Raw genomic sequence first — 15,268 nt, forward strand, 5'->3', positions numbered from 1 at the left:
TTGCGGCGTTTCAGGAACACTTTGCTTCTTGTAGTGATGCGCGAAATATTCTGTAATTCAATATTGCCGTCAGTATTCGAATATTCGGTAATCGAATTCTTGCGCCAATAAACCGTTATACATCGTGATTCGACGATTCATGGCCCGATCCGCTGCTATGATGGTTAAAGCTATTCAGCCACCTCAATTTGACCACGGTTTCCGCACCTCTTTCGCTTCTGCGTTGAGTCGTCTTCGGCCTATGCATGACTGTGTTAAGCGTCTCGCGGCTCGAATCGCGTGGTGACTCGCATTAATGCACTACTAGGGCTTATCGTGACGGAAGTCTATTCGCATCCATATCCTCTTCTAGAAAATGACATTCTCGCGGTCAATCGTCCGCACACCGAATCCACGCTCATTGTTGTCTTAGGTATGCATCGAGGCGGAACTAGCGCCATTACTCGGGCAATGGAGACGATGGGTGCCGATTTCGGCGCCAATCTTGGTCAGCCGGTTGCAGGGGAGAACGACAAGGGCTTTTTCGAGGATCTCGATATTCACCGCATCAACGTCGAGCTTCTTCACGCAGCCGGGTCGAGTTGGGACGCATTGGCCCCTGTCGACCTCGATCGGATTGCTCCAGCGATGCTCGATGTCTTTCGGGAGCGCGCGACTTCGGTGCTGATCGAGAAGTGTCGAACGAAGATCTTCGCGCTCAAAGACCCTCGCATTTCGCGATTGCTGCCATTCTGGATGCCAGTGTTCGAACGTTCCGGTCTACGCATCTTCTATGTCATTGCAATCAGAAATCCGATCAGCGTGGCCCGGTCGCTGAAACGCCGGGACCGCTTCAGCCTTGAGAAATCGTGCCGGTTGTGGCTCGCTCACATGGCCCCCGCGATTCGCGCAACAGACGGGCGGCGGCGGGTGTTCGTCGATTACGACACGCTTATCGATGCGCCGGTCGCGGAACTCACGCGTGTCTCCAAGTGCCTGGGGCTTGCGTTGAACGCCCAGCGGGTCGCTGTCTATGCTCAAGAGTTCCTGGACAATCGCCTTCGGCATTGGCAATTTACCCCTGATGAACTCGACGCCGCGCACACCGCGCCGCAACTCGCCCAACGCCTGTTCCAGGCATTGTGCGCAACGCTTTCACACAAGGCGGAAGAATCCTGGCCTGCGCTGGTTTCGGCGCTCACAGACGCCGAGCATTACGTATTGTCAGCACAGGCACCGACGCGAACGCCAGCGGCGGTTCAGCCGATCTCGAAATTTATCTCGGCCGCAGTGCGCGCCGTACGGGCAGTTCGCTTGCCCTAGCTGAAATTCGACGAGCCACGCATTCGCCATGTCATCTTTAGCGCACCACTATCGCGAACCAAACATCGCCGGGAAGACGTTGTTTTCGTTCGTTGTCGATCGACACCCCAAGTTCGCCTCCATGGGGTACCAACTGGCGCTGTCTCTGCGCCAGCATAGCTGCGATGACCCAGCAGATATTCACGTCCAGTTCACGGAAAGCGTGCCGGACGAAGCCAGGCGCAGCTTCGAAGAGCTGGGCTGCACGACGCACCAGATCAAGCCATTCGGCGACGGTCGCTATTGCAACAAGCTGGCGCAGTTGAGCAATCTGAAGGACCTCGACTTTTCGATCATTGTCCTGCTCGATACCGACATGATCGCTCTGGATGATCTACGCCCTCATCTCAGCAACACGGAGTTGACGGCTAAGGTCGTCGACGGTCCGAACCCGCCGCTGCCGGTATTGCGAGAGGTGGCCCGGCTTGCCGGAATGCGTGAAGAGCCGCGCCTGATTGAAGTCGATGCGTCTGGCAGACTGGGGCTCGCAGGGAGTGGCAATGGCGGAACGCGTCTGGACATACACGCTGACCGCACGCCCAAGGGGCGAATAATCCGTCTGTTGCGAAAACCGGTACTCATGCTGCGAGACTTGGTAGGGTCCACCAGGAGACATGCCGAGCAGGATCTGACGTTCCTGGGGAATTGCAACGGCGGCATGTACGGCATCCCCAAACACCTTGTCGAGCAGGTAGACACGGCATGGCGGCATTGGGCGCTCTGGCTGTTGCAGAACATCGAACCGCTAAAAAGAGCAAAAAAACAAACGCACGTCGACCAGGTGGCCATGTGGCTGGCGATTCACGTAGCGCAGATTCCGTTCCGACACGCACCTTCTAACGCCAACTATTACCTGCATTTTTCAGGACAGCATCGGTGGTTCGATGAACGTGCCGGTATCGCGTTGCTTCACTACCATGACTCGGCGGTGGACCCCACGACGGGGCGCCTCAAGGCACCACAGGGAGCAACGACCATGGAGCAAGCCGCTATATCCGCAGCCAATGCTCAAATCGATCAATCGGGAAGGTCTATTGCGTGGGTCTAACCGATTTTCGAGAGCGTCTCGCCGTGAGTACTTGAACGTATGGAGGGATTTCAGCTGCCGCGCTGTCGGCGGACGCTAGTCGGCTACGAGCCATCCAATTGCGTCATAACGCACAACCGCTTCGTGCCGCTTTCCGTTCAATCACCCAGATCCGTCGTCGTTTCCGCACCGAAGTGTTCGACCACGAAATCGATGAAGCTGCGCAGTTTTGGCGACATGTGCCGCTCGCTCAAATAAAGCAGATTCAGTTGCCGCTCGGGCGCGGCATAGGCAGGCAGCACTTCCACCAGCCGTTTCGCGCGCAGATCGTCGTTCACCAGAATCGCCGGCAGCATCGCGATGCCCAGACCGCGCAACACGGCGCGCCGCAGCGCTTCGGAGTTGTCGATTTTCAGGCGCCCATCCACACGCACGGCCACGCGACCTTCCGCACCATGCAGCACCCACTCGGGCTGCGCCGCGTACCACTCGGAGCGCGGCGGATACGCGTAGGTCAGGCACTGATGCGTGCGCAACGCGTCGGGCGTCGCGGGCGTGCCGTGCGCCTTCAGGTAGGCTCGGGAAGCGCATAGCACGAGCCGATACGGCTTGAGCGGCCGCGCGACCAGATCGGGATTACCCAGCGTGCCAATGCGGATCGCTGCCTCAAAGCCGTCGTCGACGAGATCCGAGACTGCGTCGGTTGCGACGATATCGAGCTTCACCTCGGGATAGCGCTCGCAGTATTCGGCAATAACCGGAATCAGACACTCGTTGTTGAACATGACGGGCGCCGTCACGCGCAAGCGGCCGCGCGGCGTCGCGAGATGATCGTGCGCGAGCCGCTCCGAATCGTCGATCAGGCCGAGTATCTCGACGCAGCGTTCGTAGTACGTCTGACCGAATGCGCTCACCTGCTGCTTGCGCGTGGTGCGATGGATGAGCCGCGTACCGAGCCGCGCTTCGAGCGCCTGAAGGTGAGTGCCGACCATCGTCGGCGACAGGTCGCACGCCACCGCCGCCGCCGTCAGGCTGCCGGTTTCGACCACACGCACAAACACCGTCATCGTCTTGAGAAGATCCATTCCTCAATAATACCGGGTTCTGTGTCAAATACACCTGCGTTTATCAAGCGTAGGTTATGGAATACAGTTCGGGCTTCGCGACGACTTGCACGGTTCTGTCCGGCTCGCGCGCGTCATTTCCCGCAAGGACCTATGCGTACACAACACCCCACGCCGCGACAGTCATCGCGGCTCGCCCTGCTGGCGACGAGCCTCGGTTTCGTCCTCATCTGTCTCGACGTGACGGTCGTGAACGTCGCACTCGACCGCATGCGCGCGAGCCTCGCGCTGGACGCAACCGCGCTCGAATGGGTCGTCAACGCATACACGCTCGCGTTCGCGTGCCTGCTGCTCACGGCGGGCGCGCTCGCCGACCGCTTCGGCGCGCGTCGGGTGTTCGTCAGCGGCTTCGTGGTGTTCACCTGCGCGTCGATCGGCTGCGGTCTTTCGGGCGACGCGGCGATGCTCGTTGCGTCGCGAGTACTGCAAGGCGTGGGCGCGGCGCTGTGCGTGCCCTCGTCGCTGGCGCTGCTCGGCGCGGCATTTCCGGACCCGCATGCGCGCGCCAGGGCCGTCAGCATCTGGGCCGGCACTGCGGCGCTGGCGCTCGGCGCCGGTCCGCTGGTCGGCGGCGTGCTGGTCGATCGTTTCGGCTGGCCGTCGATCTTCCTGATCAACGTGCCGATCGGCATCGCCGGCATCTGGCTCACGCTCAGGCATGCGCCCGACACGGTGCGTCGCGCGGCGCGCCGCATCGATCTGGCCGGGCAACTTCTTGCAATCGTCACGCTGGCTGCGTTGACGTATGCCGTCATCGAAAGCGGCCGCCTCGGCTGGATGAGTGCCACGGTCATGACGAGCCTCGCGGCGATGCTAGTGGCGGGCTCGTTGTTCATCGCCGTCGAGGCGCGTCACGCGCAGCCGCTGTTGCCGCTTGCGCTGTTCCGCAACGCCGTGCTGAACGTCAGTTCGATCACGGGCTTTACGCTGAACTTCGGCTATTACGGGTTGATGTTCGCGATGAGCCTGTTTTTCCAGAATGCCCGTCACGACACGCCGCTCGAAACCGGCATCGCGTTCCTGCCGATGACCGCTGTCGTGACCATCGCGAACGTCGTATCGGGCCGCCTCACCGCACGCTTCGGTCATCGCTTGCCGATGGTCGTCGGCCAGTTGCTGGCAGCGCTCGGCTATGTCTCGCTGGCATTCATTCACGCCGACAGCGGCACGCTCGCCATCGCATTACCCTTGCTGGCCGTCGGAACAGGTGTTGCGCTCGCGGTGCCGTCGATCAATACCGCCGTGCTCGCGCATGTCGAATCGTCGTCTATCGGCATCGCTTCGGGCGTGCTGAACACCGCGCGGCAGATCGGCGGGGTCGTAGGCGTGGGCGTGTTCGGTTCACTCGTGCGCCCCGAGTCCGGCGATCTTGCCGCGGGCCTGCATGTTGCCGCGATGCTCGCCTTCGTCATGACACTTTTGAGCCTCGTGACAATATGGATCGGCCTTGCAAAATCGGGATCGTCGGTCAAGGCATGTGCGAGTTGAAGCATTGTTACGTAGATGGATAAGCGGGGGAGCGTCGATTTTTGAAGTGTTTGTTTAACGGGAATGCCTGTGAAACTGGCCTGACGGAATCCGAATTAATTGTCCATGTCGATGTATAAGTGGCGTCGACAAAATGTTCTCCATTCGACCGGACGACCATCGCATCAATCTGCGCTTTGTCACATGCTCACGTGCTGAGGGTTCCGGTCTACATCCCTTCAGCCATTCTCAACAGAACCTTCCCATGACTCGACTTCGTATTACATCCTGCGGCCTGACTTTTATTGCTGAAGCCAATCCCGACGCACCGAAAACTGTTGCTGCTTTTATGAAGCTGCTTCCGTACACGCAAAAAATCATTCACGTACGCTGGAGCGGCGAGGGCTGCTGGGTGCCGCTCGGCGAATTCAAACTCGAAAATGACGGCGTAGAAGTAGGGTTCGAGAATCACACGAGTCACCCGTCGGTTGGCGACATTCTTTTTTACCCGGGCGGCTATAGCGAAACCGAAATCATCATGGCGTACGGATCGTGCCTGTTCGCAAGCAAGATGGGGCAGCTCGCAGGCAATCACTTCCTGACAATCGTCGAAGGTAAGGAAAATCTTCGCGAACTGGGCGTCAAGGTATTGTGGGAAGGTGCACAAGACATCACGTTCGAAGCGATCTGAAGTTCCTGAAGATCCCGAAGGGCGCTGTTCACCGAACAGCGCCCTTCGTCTATTTTCGTCTATTGCAAAGCCGTTCAGACTGACGATTGCACTGGCACCGCTGATAAAGCGGAAAAAGTGCGCCTACGCATTAGCGCGACAGGCGCCGCGCGTTAAACGCAGCAGAGACAACTTTTCGCGTGCCGGCCTAAATAAGCGCCGTCATTCTCGACCGGGGTCTCGTCGCCGCGTGTGAGCAGCATGGGCAAGCCATTCTGCGAACGTGCCGATGACGCACCGCATTGCGGGCACGGCGCAGGTTCATCGCGCAACGCGACGCGGCGTATCTGGTCGAATACGCCGCAGGTTTCGCAACGGTAGTTGTAGATCGGCATGGCGTGGCGAGCGTCAGAAATGAGCGCCGAGTTCGCCGCGCGCAACGAACTGACCACCGCCGCTGCGTCCCACCCACTGGCCGTCGTCGATCAGCAATTCGCCGCGCAACAGTACTTTCTTCACGCGGCCCGTAACCTCGTGACCTTCGAAGAGCGTGAAATCGCAATCGCTATGTTGCGTGTCTGCGCTGATGGTGTGAGCTTCGCGCGGATCGAACAGAACGATATCCGCGTCGCTGCCGATCGCGAGTGTGCCCTTCTTCGGAAACAGTCCGAACAGTTTGGCGGGCGCTGTCGACGTCAATTCGACGAAACGGTTCAGCGAAATGCGACCGGTACGAACACCGCCGTCATAGACCACCGTCATGCGCGTTTCGACTCCCGGCACGCCGTTCGGAATCTTGGAGAAATCGTCGGCACCGAGCGGCTTCTGATTCACGTTGCCACGATGGCCTTCCTTCATGCAATACGGGCAGTGGTCGGTGGAAATCAATTGCAGGTCGTCGGTCTTCAGCGCGGTCCACAACGCGTTTTGCGCTTCTTTCGAGCGCAGCGGCGGACTCATCACATAGCGCGCCATGTCGAAGCTATCGTCGGCGTAAGCGGTCTCGTCGAAGAACAGATAATGCGGACAGGTTTCCGCAAACACCGGAATGCCGAGATCGCGCGCTTCGATCACATGTTTGAGCGCCTCTTTCGCGGACAGGTGGACGAAATAGACCGGCGCCTCCGCGAGTTCCGCTAGCTTGATGCCGCGATGCGTGGCTTCGCCTTCCATGATCGCGGGACGTGTCAGCGCATGATGGCGCGGCGATGTATGGCCTTGCGCGAGTGCTTCGCGAATCAGCAGGTCGATGACCGTGCCGTTTTCCGCGTGCAATGCGATCATGCCGCCGTGCTGACCGACCATCCGCATCGCCTGAAAAATCGATGCATCATCGGACATCACCGTGCCGGGATAGGCCATGAACATCTTGAAGCTCGATACGCCCTCGTGCCGGATCGCATGTTGCATGTCGGCGAGCACCTGATCGTCGACCCGGGTGACGATCACATGGAATCCGTAGTCGATATGCGAGACCGAGCCGGCCTTTTGCTGCGCACGCGCGATCGCGTCGAGCGGACCCGTGCCGGCGTCCTGCAACGCAAAGTCGATGATCGTCGTCGTGCCGCCGAATGCAGCAGAACGCGTGCCGGAATCGAAGTTATCGCACGTGACAGAAGGACCGAAAGTATTTTCCATGTGCGTGTGCGCATCGACGCCGCCGGGAAATACCAGCAATCCTGTTGCATCGATCACTTTGGTATCCGGGCCTGCTTCGATCTGATGACCGATGCAAACAATCCGTTCGCCTTCGATAACGATGTCGGCGACATAGTCGTCAATGGCGGTAATCAGGCGGCCGCCGCGAATCAGCGTGCGGGTCGTGGTTTGCGTCATGAGTCGCTCCGGTCGTGGTCAATCGCAAGTTCAAATGAGAGGGCAAATGACAGCGCCTGGTCGAGCTGCGCAGTCTCTGCTGCCGTGAGGGTCGGAATCGGCGGACGTGCGCACGCATGCGGAAATTTGCCGAGTAAATGCAGGCAGGCCTTGAGCCGCGCGTTCGCATGCGAGCCCGGCGCGGTGCCGTAAATGGCCTTTGCCAGCGGATAAACGTGTTCGTTCAACCGCTGTGCTTCGGCAAGATTGCGCTCCTGCAACGCGCGGTATAGCGCCACGACCAGTTCGGGCACGACCGCCGCAAGACTGACGACGCTGCCTTCGGTGCCGATCGCGAAACACGTGAACAGATGCTCGTCGCCCGAGGCCATCACGGCGACGTGCGGTGCGGCAGCCTTCACGAGGCGGCGGTTCGCTTCGTATCGGGCGGTTTCCCAACTGCCTTCCTTGATCGCGACGACCTCGGGAAGCTTGACCAGCGCCGACAGCATGTCAGCGGTATAAGCCATCGCACCGGTGCCGACGCCGGCCTGATAGAGCATCATCGGCAAGTGTGCGTTCGCGTTGGCGATCTGATGATGATTGACGACGGTCGCGAGATCGGTCGACAGAGCCCACGAATAAGGCGGAAACAGCAGCGTCAGATCGGCGCCGGCGGCTTTGGCATCGTCGGTATGTGCTTGTGCTTCGAAACTGTCTTCCGAGTTCACGCCCGCAACGATGATCGAACGATCGCCGCACACCTCATGCGCAATGTCGAGCACGCGTCGCTTGTCGTCGCGGGACAGCGCGAAGTTTTCGCCGGCATGACCGTTGATCAGCAGGCCCGCGATGCCGTCCACGGATGCAAGCGTATCCAGATGATTCGCCAATGCGGCTTCGTCGAGATGGCGGCCGTGTGCATCAAGCGGACACAGTGCGGCGGCATAAACGCCGTTAAGAGGAGCGTCGTGCGAGGGGATCATTGCGTGTGTTCTCGAGGGGAAAGTGCTGGCGCATCGTGTGCGGACGTTGGCGCGATTAGCCGCGCGGGATCGAACAGGGGCAACTCGGGCGTCTCGCCAAGGATTGCCTGCGAGAGCAGCTTGCCCATGTAGGGGCCGCTCGTATAACCGGAATGGACGCAGCCGATGACATAGGCGTGATCGAGGCCGGGCAGCGCGCCGATCATCGGCATGGCGTCGGCGGTTTCCGATTCGAGTCCGAGCCAGATCCGCGCGACGCGGGCTTTGGCGAGAGCAGGGATCACGTGCTGTGCGAGGCGCAGATTGCCAGTCAGGTTTTGCGGAATGGTCTCGACCGGACCACGTTCGCGATCTCCGACACCTTGCCAGCCGCCGCCTATGACGACGCTGCCGTTCGCGAACTGCTTCATCGACAGAAGACCGTTGGCAATACTCAGCACGGTGCGCATGACGGGCGGCATCCGTTCGGTCACGATCAGCTGGTTGACCAGCGTTTTGACGGGAATGTGAATGTCGAGCATGTCGAGCAGCGGTTCGAGCCAGACGCCGCCTGCCATCACGATGCGCGTCGAGTCGATGACGAGTGGTTGCTTGCCCGCCTGCGATCCATCTACGCGATAGCACCCGTTCAACTTTTCGATGCGTGTCACCGCGGTGTTTTCGATGATTTGCACACCGGCCGCGCTTAATGCGGCGCGATAGGCACGACCAGTGAGATACGCGCTTGCGAAGCCGTCGGTGGTGCAATGTGCGGCTTCCAGCATCGCCGGATTAAGACCAGGTTCGATCCGCAGCGCGGTTTCGGCATCGAGCAGATCGATCTCCGCGCCATATTCGCGGCGCGCGGCGGCACGCGCACGCAGCAGGTCGCGTTCGTTTTCAGTGAATGCCAGCGACAGTCCGGGCGCAGCGGTCGCGAGCACGCCCTCGCCGAGCCACTGGTCGGTTTCCATCCACATCTTCCATGCGTGGATGGCATAGGGCACGAGCGCAGCGCGCGTCATGTGCAGGGTCAGCGTGCCTGCGTTGACGCCCGAGGCAGCGCGGCACAGCGCATCGCGTTCGATCAGTGTGACCCGCATGCCGCCCCGGGCAAGAAACAACGCGGTGGTGCAGCCCATGACGCCGCCGCCGATGACGGTGACGTCGATCGGTTTGTGCAGCGTGTCGAGCGAGGACATGTTCCGGTCGTTCATAGCGGTGCCGCCTTCGGGATCGGAATGTCGTCGTATTTGAATGCTCCAGTCAGGGCTTCGACCGTCACGGGACGCAGTGGCGTACGGGCAGAAAAGCAGCCGACGTCTTCGCGCGAGTTCGCACCCATGCGACGCATCAGAAGCTCGCCTGCGACGTCGCCGCACGTGCGCCCCTGGCACGGGCCCATCCCGCAGCGCGTCCATGCCTTGAGTTGATTGACATCGTGTGCGCCCGCATCGCAGGCCGCGTCGATCTCCGCGCGCGTGACGTCCTCGCACCGGCAGACGATGGTATCGGGCGCGATGCTGTCGACGTGACCAGCGCGCAACGCCATCAGGTTCGCCATCGCATGACCGAAACGGGAGGCATCCCGGTGCGCCTGGCGCAGATCGGCGACGCGTTTGGCGGCGATAGCTCCGCTCGCGCCGAGATCGCGCGCGCAGGCGAGTCCAGCGAGCATGCCGTGGGTTGCGGCCGCGGCGGCGCCGGCGATCCCCGCACCGTCGCCCGCGACATACAGCAGAGGACGGGAGGTGCGGCCGTCGGCGTCGGCTACGGCAACCCAGCCACCGGCCGCACGTGAATAACGATGCTCGGCGCGCAACAGACGCGTGATTTCGCTGGAAGGCGTGAGACCGTGGCCGACCGCGATGCAGTCGCTCAACACGGTTTTGCGCTCGCCGTCGATCACCCGGCCAGCGGCGTCGCAAGGGGCAAGCGTGGCACGCAGGCGGTCGCCGGCCGGTTCGACGCGAACGATCGTATGGCGTGCGTAACGGGGCGTACCTGCGCGGCGAATCGCGTTCCACCATTTGAAACCCTGGCGAAGCAGATCGAGCCGCCCGAGCATCGCGGGCATCGCGCGCGCCCAGTCGCCGGTGCTGGCGAGATCGACGATCGCTTCGACCTTGCCGCCGCCTTCCAGCGTCTTGGCGGCGACCGCAGCCAGCAGCGGGCCGCAGCCGGCGACCAGCGTCGAACGCCCGGGCAGCATGTGCTGCGACTTCAGCAGGATCGTCGCCGCGGCGAGACCGATGACGCCGGGCGTCGTCCATCCTTCGAACGGTACGACACGCTCGGTCGTACCGGATGCGACGATCAGCGCGCGTGCGGTGCAGTGAAGCGGACCGTCGGGGCCGGTTGCATCGACGCGATAGTTGCCCGTCACCGCCCAAACCGGATGACGGAAGAAAGCGGTGACATTGCTCGCCGCCAGCTCGCTGCGCAATGCATCGCCTGCGGCCTGATCTGCGCCTGGCGTCGGTGCGACGCCGGCGATCGGCGCGCGATACACCTGGCCGCCCGCCGATACGTTTTCATCGAACAGCGCGACGCGCAATCCGGTAGAGGCCGCCGCCATAGCCGCCTGCGCGCCGGCGGGGCCGCCGCCCAGCACGATCACATCGAACGAGGACATCATGTCAGACATCGATGCCTGTCTCCGGGACGGTTTCTATACGCATGCCGTTTACAACCGACGTTTGACACGCCAGCACTCTGCTGCCGTTGACCATCACCAGACACTCCTGACAGGAACCCATCAAACAGTACATACCGCGCGGCTGATTCAAACGCGGGCTGACACGCAAGGTCTTGACGCCTGCGGCGAACAGGGCGGCTGCGACGCTCTCGCCTGGGTGTGCGCAATAGCGCCGGCCATCAAGAAACAGCTCGACCGCAGCCGTGCGGTGGGGATCGTGAATACGCATTGCGTCCTCTTGGGCTTCGTTGCCGGCAGTGTTGCCAGGCTCGCTTGACAACTAATTTAGGCGATGTTTTGATGCTAACGTATACGATACGTATACGCAAAATCGCCAAAAAAACGAGGCACTGCGAATACCTCGCCGGAGTAGTCACTTCATCATCACGCCCTCTCACGGAGTCATAGTATGAAACCCTCGATCATGTTGAGCCGCCTGCTCGCAGCCGGTCTCGCGGCATGTGCGCTGCTCGGCTCAATCGATGCCAGCGCGCGGACCCTGGACGAAATCATTGCGTCGAAGAAGATCGTGTTCGGTATCAACCCGAACCTGCCGCCGCTCGGCACCTACGATGCAAAGAACAATATCGACGGGTTCGATGTCGCGATTGCACGCAAGATCGCCGATTCGCTCGGCGTAAAGCTCGAAATCGTGCCGGTCGGTTCGAACGACCGCGTGCCTTTCCTGATGGCCGACAAGATCGATGCGGTCATGGGCGGGATGACCCGTAACGCCGATCGTCTGAAAGTGATCGACTTCACCGATCCGGTGAATACGGAAGTGCTGGGCGTGCTGACCACGCAGGACAAACCGTATAAAGACTATATGGCGTTGAACGATGCATCGGTGCGTCTCGTGCAGGTGCGCGGCACGACGCCGATCAAGCTGATTCAGGACAAGCTGCCGAAGGCGCAGCTGCTGTTGCTCGACAACTACCCGGACGCTGTGCGTGCCATTGCGCAGGGTCGCGCCGATGCGCTGATCGATGTGCTGGACTTCATGTTGAGCTACACGAAGAACTATCAGACGAAATGGCGGGTGGTCGATGCACCGATCGAAGTGGATTACGACTGCATCGGCATCAAGAAGGGCAACACGGCGTTGACCGAGCGGTTGAATAAGGAAATCGGCACGCTGCAAAAAGACGGGTATGTGGCGGCGAGCTGGAAGAAGTGGTTCGGCAGCCCGATGCTTTACGACCCGACCGCTGCGCCGCCGACCGTCGCTGCACAATAATTCAATCGAGCGTGGTGCGCTGCTGCTTCGGCGATAAAGCGGCGGCACCGCGCCATTCGTTTCAGGGAGTGCGGATTCGATGACGCTTCAATTCGGGCCGATCCTCGAGCAGTGGCCTTATCTGCTCGGCGGTGCATGGCTCAGTCTTCAGATTGCGGTGCTCGCATTCATTTTCGGCATGCTCATCGGCCTCCTGTGCGCGTCGATCCTGCGCTATGGACCGACGTTCCTGCGTCGTCTGGTGACTGCGTATGTGACCTTTGCAACCAATACGCCGCAGCTGGTACAGATCTTTTTTCTGTTTTTCGGTCTGCCTGAAATCGGCATTACATTGTCGCCGTTCACGGCCGTTCTGATCGGTGCGACTTTCAATGCCGGCGCTTATCTGTGCGAGATTCAGCGCGCGGGCTTCGCCTCGGTACGCTGGGCGGAAATCGAGGCAGCCGAAGTGCTCGGCTTTTCGACACCTCAAATCGTGCGTCACGTGATCTTTCCGCACGTGATGAAAGTGATGTTTCCGCCGTTGTCCAACCAGTTCATCGTGATGACGCTTGGCACGTCGATGGCATCGATTTTCGGCGTCGAGGAATTGACTGGGCGTACCAGCAATATTGCATCGCAGACGTATCTGTCTGTCGAGGCGTTCAGTGTGGCCGCCGTGATGTATATCGGCATCACGATACTGGCGACCTTCGCACTCGCGATGTTCGGCCGTCACGTGTGCCGCGCGAAGATAAAGGTGTTTTGATGGCCGGTTCGATGATGACTCAACTGACGCATCTGTTTTCGTACTACAACCTGCTGTTGCTGCTGGAAGGACTCGTCGCCACTTTCGTACTGTCGGCAATCGGCTGCCTTGCAGGTTTCGTCTCGGGTTTCGTGGTCGCGATACTGCGGGTCACGCGTTCGCGCGCGATGGCGCCGGTGCGCGCCATCGTGTTCGCGTATTGCCTCGTGTTCCGCCGCATACCGTTCCTTGTCACGCTGATGCTGGTGTTCTTTGCCACCCAGTCGCTCAACGCCAATCTCTCTACGTTCAGCGTCGCGTTGATCAGCGTCTGCCTGATCGCGTCGGCGTATCTTGGCGAGATTATCCGCAGCGGGCTGGAGTCGGTGCATGTCAACCAGTGGGAGGCGGCGAGCACGCTCAATTTCAGTTACCTCGAAACGCTGCGTTTTGTGATCGTGCCGCAAGCATGGCGTGTCATTGTGCCGCCCACCTTCGGGTTTTTTGTGATGTTCATCAAGGACACCGCGCTCGCATCGCAAATTGGTGTGATGGAGCTGACGTCTGCCGGCAAGGTGTTAAGCAACAAGGGGTTTTCCGCGACACTCGTGTATGGCGCGATCCTGGTGTTGTATTTCCTGATGTCGTATCCGTTGTCGCGCTTGGGTAAGCGCATGGAGAAGAAACTTGCCGCAACTCGAAATCGTTGACCTGAAAGCGTCCTATGGACCGCATACCGTCCTCGAACGGATCAACCTCTCGGTGGAGAAGGGCGAGATCGTCAGCCTGATTGGTCCGTCCGGATCGGGTAAGAGCACGCTGCTGCGCGTGCTGATGGGGTTGCTGCCGCCGGAACATGGAAACGTACGTCTGAATGGCGAAGCCGTGAACTACGCGAACAAAGCTGCGCTTCGCGCATTGCGCTCGGATATCGCGATCGTATTCCAGCAGTACAACCTTTTCCAGAACATGACGGTGCTCGACAACGTCATGATTACGCCGACGAAGATAAAGGGTTGGCCGCGTCAGGAAGTCGAGAAGAACGCCATTGATCTGCTGACGCGAGTCGGTCTTGCTCATCGCCTGCATGCGTACCCCGACGAATTGTCGGGCGGGCAGCAACAACGGGTGGCGATTGCCCGCGCGCTAGCGTTGAAACCGAAGGTGTTGTTCCTCGACGAGGTGACGGCCGCGCTCGACCCCGAACTCGTGAACGAAGTGCTGGATACGATCCGGCAACTCGCATCCGACGGCATCACGATGTTTATCGTGTCGCACGAAATGAGTTTTGTTCGGGAAGTCTCGTCAAAAGTCGTGTTTATGGCGGGCGGTCATGTGATTGAATCCGGCACGCCGCAGCAGATATTCGATGCGCCTCAGGAGGCGAGGACACGAGAGTTCGTCGGCAAGATATTGCGGCACTAACGAGTTCGATGAACGTGCCCGGATTACTGAAACTGCCCTAACTGTAGGTACCTTCTGCGAGGCGTTCGAGTACGAACCGGCGTAGATTCTGCAAGTGTTGACGGACGGCCGCGCGAGATGCTTCGGCGTCGTCCGCCAGATAGGCTTCGAGAATGGCCAGATGTTCGGCACGATCTTCTTCGATACGATTGAACGGTGTCACCAGTTCGAACAGACGGCTATTGGTGCGCACCAGATCGATCATATGCGCCAGCACGTCATTGCCGCTCGCGCGCGCCATCATGCTATGCACCTGGTCGTCCAGTTGCCAGTGGGTCTGTTCCTGCTGGCCGTTGCCCAGCGCCTTGATCTTCTTGATCAATTGCTGAACGACCTTTTTCTCGATCTTGCCGATGGCGAGACCAATCGCTTCCGCCTCCAGTAACTCGCGAACTTTCATTGCCTGAAAGTACTCCTGCGCGCTGACAAAGCGCACGGAGTACGAGCGGGCACCCGCACGGACTAGCAGCCCTTCGCCTTCGAGGCGCAGCAACGCTTCGCGCATTGGCGTGCGAGAGATGTTGAGTTCTTCGGCAAGACGCCCTTCGACGACAGGACCGCCGCTGCGCAACGCTTTATCGAGAATCATGCGGCGCAATGCGTGATACGCCAGGTCGCCCAATTTCTCGGGGTTTGGGGAAGAGGAATTAGCCACGCTGCCTCGCGGAAGTTATACCGCAAGTATACGTTTTGTATGCGGTTCCGCAAGAGAGATGGCACACGGTTGCTCTCT

General features: G+C 60.2%; 16 protein-coding genes. 8 read left to right on the plus strand and 8 right to left on the minus strand.

All coding sequences use genetic code 11. The features are described from left to right. Window positions 1-315 precede the first annotated feature (315 nt). Together BLS41_RS35040 and BLS41_RS35045 are read left to right on the plus strand one after the other, a co-directional pair. Window positions 316-1,302 (plus strand): sulfotransferase family protein, encoded by a 987-nt coding sequence (locus BLS41_RS35040; protein ID WP_143026466.1) that lies wholly within the window; start codon window positions 316-318, stop codon window positions 1,300-1,302. 28 nt (window positions 1,303-1,330) lie between these two features. Next, window positions 1,331-2,389 (plus strand): hypothetical protein, encoded by a 1,059-nt coding sequence (locus tag BLS41_RS35045; protein ID WP_074772769.1) that lies wholly within the window; start codon window positions 1,331-1,333, stop codon window positions 2,387-2,389. 137 nt (window positions 2,390-2,526) lie between these two features. Here BLS41_RS35045 and BLS41_RS35050 read toward each other — a convergent pair whose 3' ends face one another. Continuing rightward, window positions 2,527-3,453 (minus strand): LysR family transcriptional regulator, encoded by a 927-nt coding sequence (locus BLS41_RS35050; protein ID WP_074772772.1) that lies wholly within the window; start codon window positions 3,451-3,453, stop codon window positions 2,527-2,529. Between the two features lie 132 nt (window positions 3,454-3,585). Here BLS41_RS35050 and BLS41_RS35055 point away from each other — a divergent pair, with 132 nt between their 5' ends. Both BLS41_RS35055 and BLS41_RS35060 read left to right on the plus strand, forming a co-directional pair. Further along, window positions 3,586-4,980: an MFS transporter gene (locus BLS41_RS35055; RefSeq protein ID WP_074772775.1), complete on the plus strand. Its 1,395-nt coding sequence runs from the start codon at window positions 3,586-3,588 to the stop codon at window positions 4,978-4,980. Window positions 4,981-5,224: 244 nt separating this feature from the next. Further along, window positions 5,225-5,650 (plus strand): DUF3830 family protein, encoded by a 426-nt coding sequence (locus BLS41_RS35060; protein WP_074772778.1) that lies wholly within the window; start codon window positions 5,225-5,227, stop codon window positions 5,648-5,650. A 152-nt stretch (window positions 5,651-5,802) separates the two neighbouring features. On the opposite strand, the gene BLS41_RS35065 is transcribed toward BLS41_RS35060, so the two are convergent. The 6 genes from BLS41_RS35065 to BLS41_RS35090 are packed head-to-tail and all read right to left on the minus strand — an operon-like array spanning window position 5,803 to window position 11,336. Next, window positions 5,803-6,024, minus strand: coding sequence for an FmdB family zinc ribbon protein (locus BLS41_RS35065; RefSeq protein WP_074772781.1), 222 nt, complete (start codon window positions 6,022-6,024; stop codon window positions 5,803-5,805). A 13-nt stretch (window positions 6,025-6,037) separates the two neighbouring features. After that, the gene (hydA, locus tag BLS41_RS35070; protein WP_074772786.1) at window positions 6,038-7,465 is read right to left on the minus strand and encodes a dihydropyrimidinase; all 1,428 of its coding nucleotides are present in this window, start codon (window positions 7,463-7,465) and stop codon (window positions 6,038-6,040) included. After that, window positions 7,462-8,430 (minus strand): dihydrodipicolinate synthase family protein, encoded by a 969-nt coding sequence (locus BLS41_RS35075; protein WP_074772789.1) that lies wholly within the window; start codon window positions 8,428-8,430, stop codon window positions 7,462-7,464. The genes hydA and BLS41_RS35075 overlap by 4 nt, the downstream gene beginning before the upstream one ends. After that, window positions 8,427-9,611 (minus strand): NAD(P)/FAD-dependent oxidoreductase, encoded by a 1,185-nt coding sequence (locus BLS41_RS35080; protein ID WP_143026467.1) that lies wholly within the window; start codon window positions 9,609-9,611, stop codon window positions 8,427-8,429. The genes BLS41_RS35075 and BLS41_RS35080 overlap by 4 nt, the downstream gene beginning before the upstream one ends. An 11-nt stretch (window positions 9,612-9,622) precedes the next feature. Then, window positions 9,623-11,047, minus strand: a complete 1,425-nt coding sequence (locus tag BLS41_RS35085) for an FAD/NAD(P)-dependent oxidoreductase (RefSeq protein WP_253189884.1) — start codon at window positions 11,045-11,047, stop codon at window positions 9,623-9,625. Window position 11,048: 1 nt separating this feature from the next. Beyond that, the gene (locus BLS41_RS35090) at window positions 11,049-11,336 is read right to left on the minus strand and encodes a (2Fe-2S)-binding protein (RefSeq protein ID WP_074772795.1); all 288 of its coding nucleotides are present in this window, start codon (window positions 11,334-11,336) and stop codon (window positions 11,049-11,051) included. A gap of 180 nt (window positions 11,337-11,516) precedes the next feature. Here BLS41_RS35090 and BLS41_RS35095 point away from each other — a divergent pair, with 180 nt between their 5' ends. The 4 genes from BLS41_RS35095 to BLS41_RS35110 all read left to right on the plus strand — a co-directional run bounded on the left by BLS41_RS35095 (window position 11,517) and on the right by BLS41_RS35110 (window position 14,496). Then, the gene (locus BLS41_RS35095; protein WP_074772798.1) at window positions 11,517-12,344 is read left to right on the plus strand and encodes a transporter substrate-binding domain-containing protein; all 828 of its coding nucleotides are present in this window, start codon (window positions 11,517-11,519) and stop codon (window positions 12,342-12,344) included. Between the two features lie 79 nt (window positions 12,345-12,423). After that, on the plus strand, window positions 12,424-13,092 hold the full coding sequence (locus BLS41_RS35100; RefSeq protein ID WP_074772801.1) for an amino acid ABC transporter permease: 669 nt from the start codon (window positions 12,424-12,426) through the stop codon (window positions 13,090-13,092). A gap of 11 nt (window positions 13,093-13,103) precedes the next feature. Beyond that, window positions 13,104-13,781 carry an amino acid ABC transporter permease gene (locus tag BLS41_RS35105; RefSeq protein ID WP_253189885.1) on the plus strand — a complete coding sequence of 226 codons (678 nt, stop codon included), beginning with the start codon at window positions 13,104-13,106 and terminating at the stop codon, window positions 13,779-13,781. Continuing rightward, window positions 13,759-14,496, plus strand: a complete 738-nt coding sequence (locus tag BLS41_RS35110) for an amino acid ABC transporter ATP-binding protein (RefSeq protein ID WP_074772807.1) — start codon at window positions 13,759-13,761, stop codon at window positions 14,494-14,496. Before BLS41_RS35105 ends, BLS41_RS35110 begins: the two co-directional genes overlap by 23 nt. Before the next feature lie 37 nt (window positions 14,497-14,533). Here the strand turns inward: BLS41_RS35110 and BLS41_RS35115 are convergent, their stop codons facing one another. Continuing rightward, the gene (locus tag BLS41_RS35115) at window positions 14,534-15,190 is read right to left on the minus strand and encodes a GntR family transcriptional regulator (RefSeq protein ID WP_074772810.1); all 657 of its coding nucleotides are present in this window, start codon (window positions 15,188-15,190) and stop codon (window positions 14,534-14,536) included. Window positions 15,191-15,268 lie beyond the last annotated feature (78 nt).

The organism is Paraburkholderia fungorum, assembly GCF_900099835.1.
GTDB classification, from domain to species: domain Bacteria; phylum Pseudomonadota; class Gammaproteobacteria; order Burkholderiales; family Burkholderiaceae; genus Paraburkholderia; species Paraburkholderia fungorum_A.

Excerpts from the sequence above, each read along its gene's own strand:
- hydA (WP_074772786.1), bottom strand. The coding sequence starts at position 7,465 with ATGACGCAAACCACGACCCGCACGCTGATTCGCGGCGGCCGCCTGATT.
- BLS41_RS35090 (WP_074772795.1), bottom strand. The coding sequence starts at position 11,336 with ATGCGTATTCACGATCCCCACCGCACGGCTGCGGTCGAGCTGTTTCTT.
- BLS41_RS35075 (WP_074772789.1), bottom strand. The coding sequence starts at position 8,430 with ATGATCCCCTCGCACGACGCTCCTCTTAACGGCGTTTATGCCGCCGCA.
- BLS41_RS35050 (WP_074772772.1), bottom strand. The coding sequence starts at position 3,453 with ATGGATCTTCTCAAGACGATGACGGTGTTTGTGCGTGTGGTCGAAACC.
- BLS41_RS35060 (WP_074772778.1), top strand. The coding sequence starts at position 5,225 with ATGACTCGACTTCGTATTACATCCTGCGGCCTGACTTTTATTGCTGAA.
- BLS41_RS35085 (WP_253189884.1), bottom strand. The coding sequence starts at position 11,047 with ATGATGTCCTCGTTCGATGTGATCGTGCTGGGCGGCGGCCCCGCCGGC.
- BLS41_RS35045 (WP_074772769.1), top strand. The coding sequence starts at position 1,331 with ATGTCATCTTTAGCGCACCACTATCGCGAACCAAACATCGCCGGGAAG.
- BLS41_RS35105 (WP_253189885.1), top strand. The coding sequence starts at position 13,104 with ATGATGACTCAACTGACGCATCTGTTTTCGTACTACAACCTGCTGTTG.
- BLS41_RS35055 (WP_074772775.1), top strand. The coding sequence starts at position 3,586 with ATGCGTACACAACACCCCACGCCGCGACAGTCATCGCGGCTCGCCCTG.
- BLS41_RS35100 (WP_074772801.1), top strand. The coding sequence starts at position 12,424 with ATGACGCTTCAATTCGGGCCGATCCTCGAGCAGTGGCCTTATCTGCTC.
- BLS41_RS35065 (WP_074772781.1), bottom strand. The coding sequence starts at position 6,024 with ATGCCGATCTACAACTACCGTTGCGAAACCTGCGGCGTATTCGACCAG.
- BLS41_RS35080 (WP_143026467.1), bottom strand. The coding sequence starts at position 9,611 with ATGTCCTCGCTCGACACGCTGCACAAACCGATCGACGTCACCGTCATC.
- BLS41_RS35095 (WP_074772798.1), top strand. The coding sequence starts at position 11,517 with ATGAAACCCTCGATCATGTTGAGCCGCCTGCTCGCAGCCGGTCTCGCG.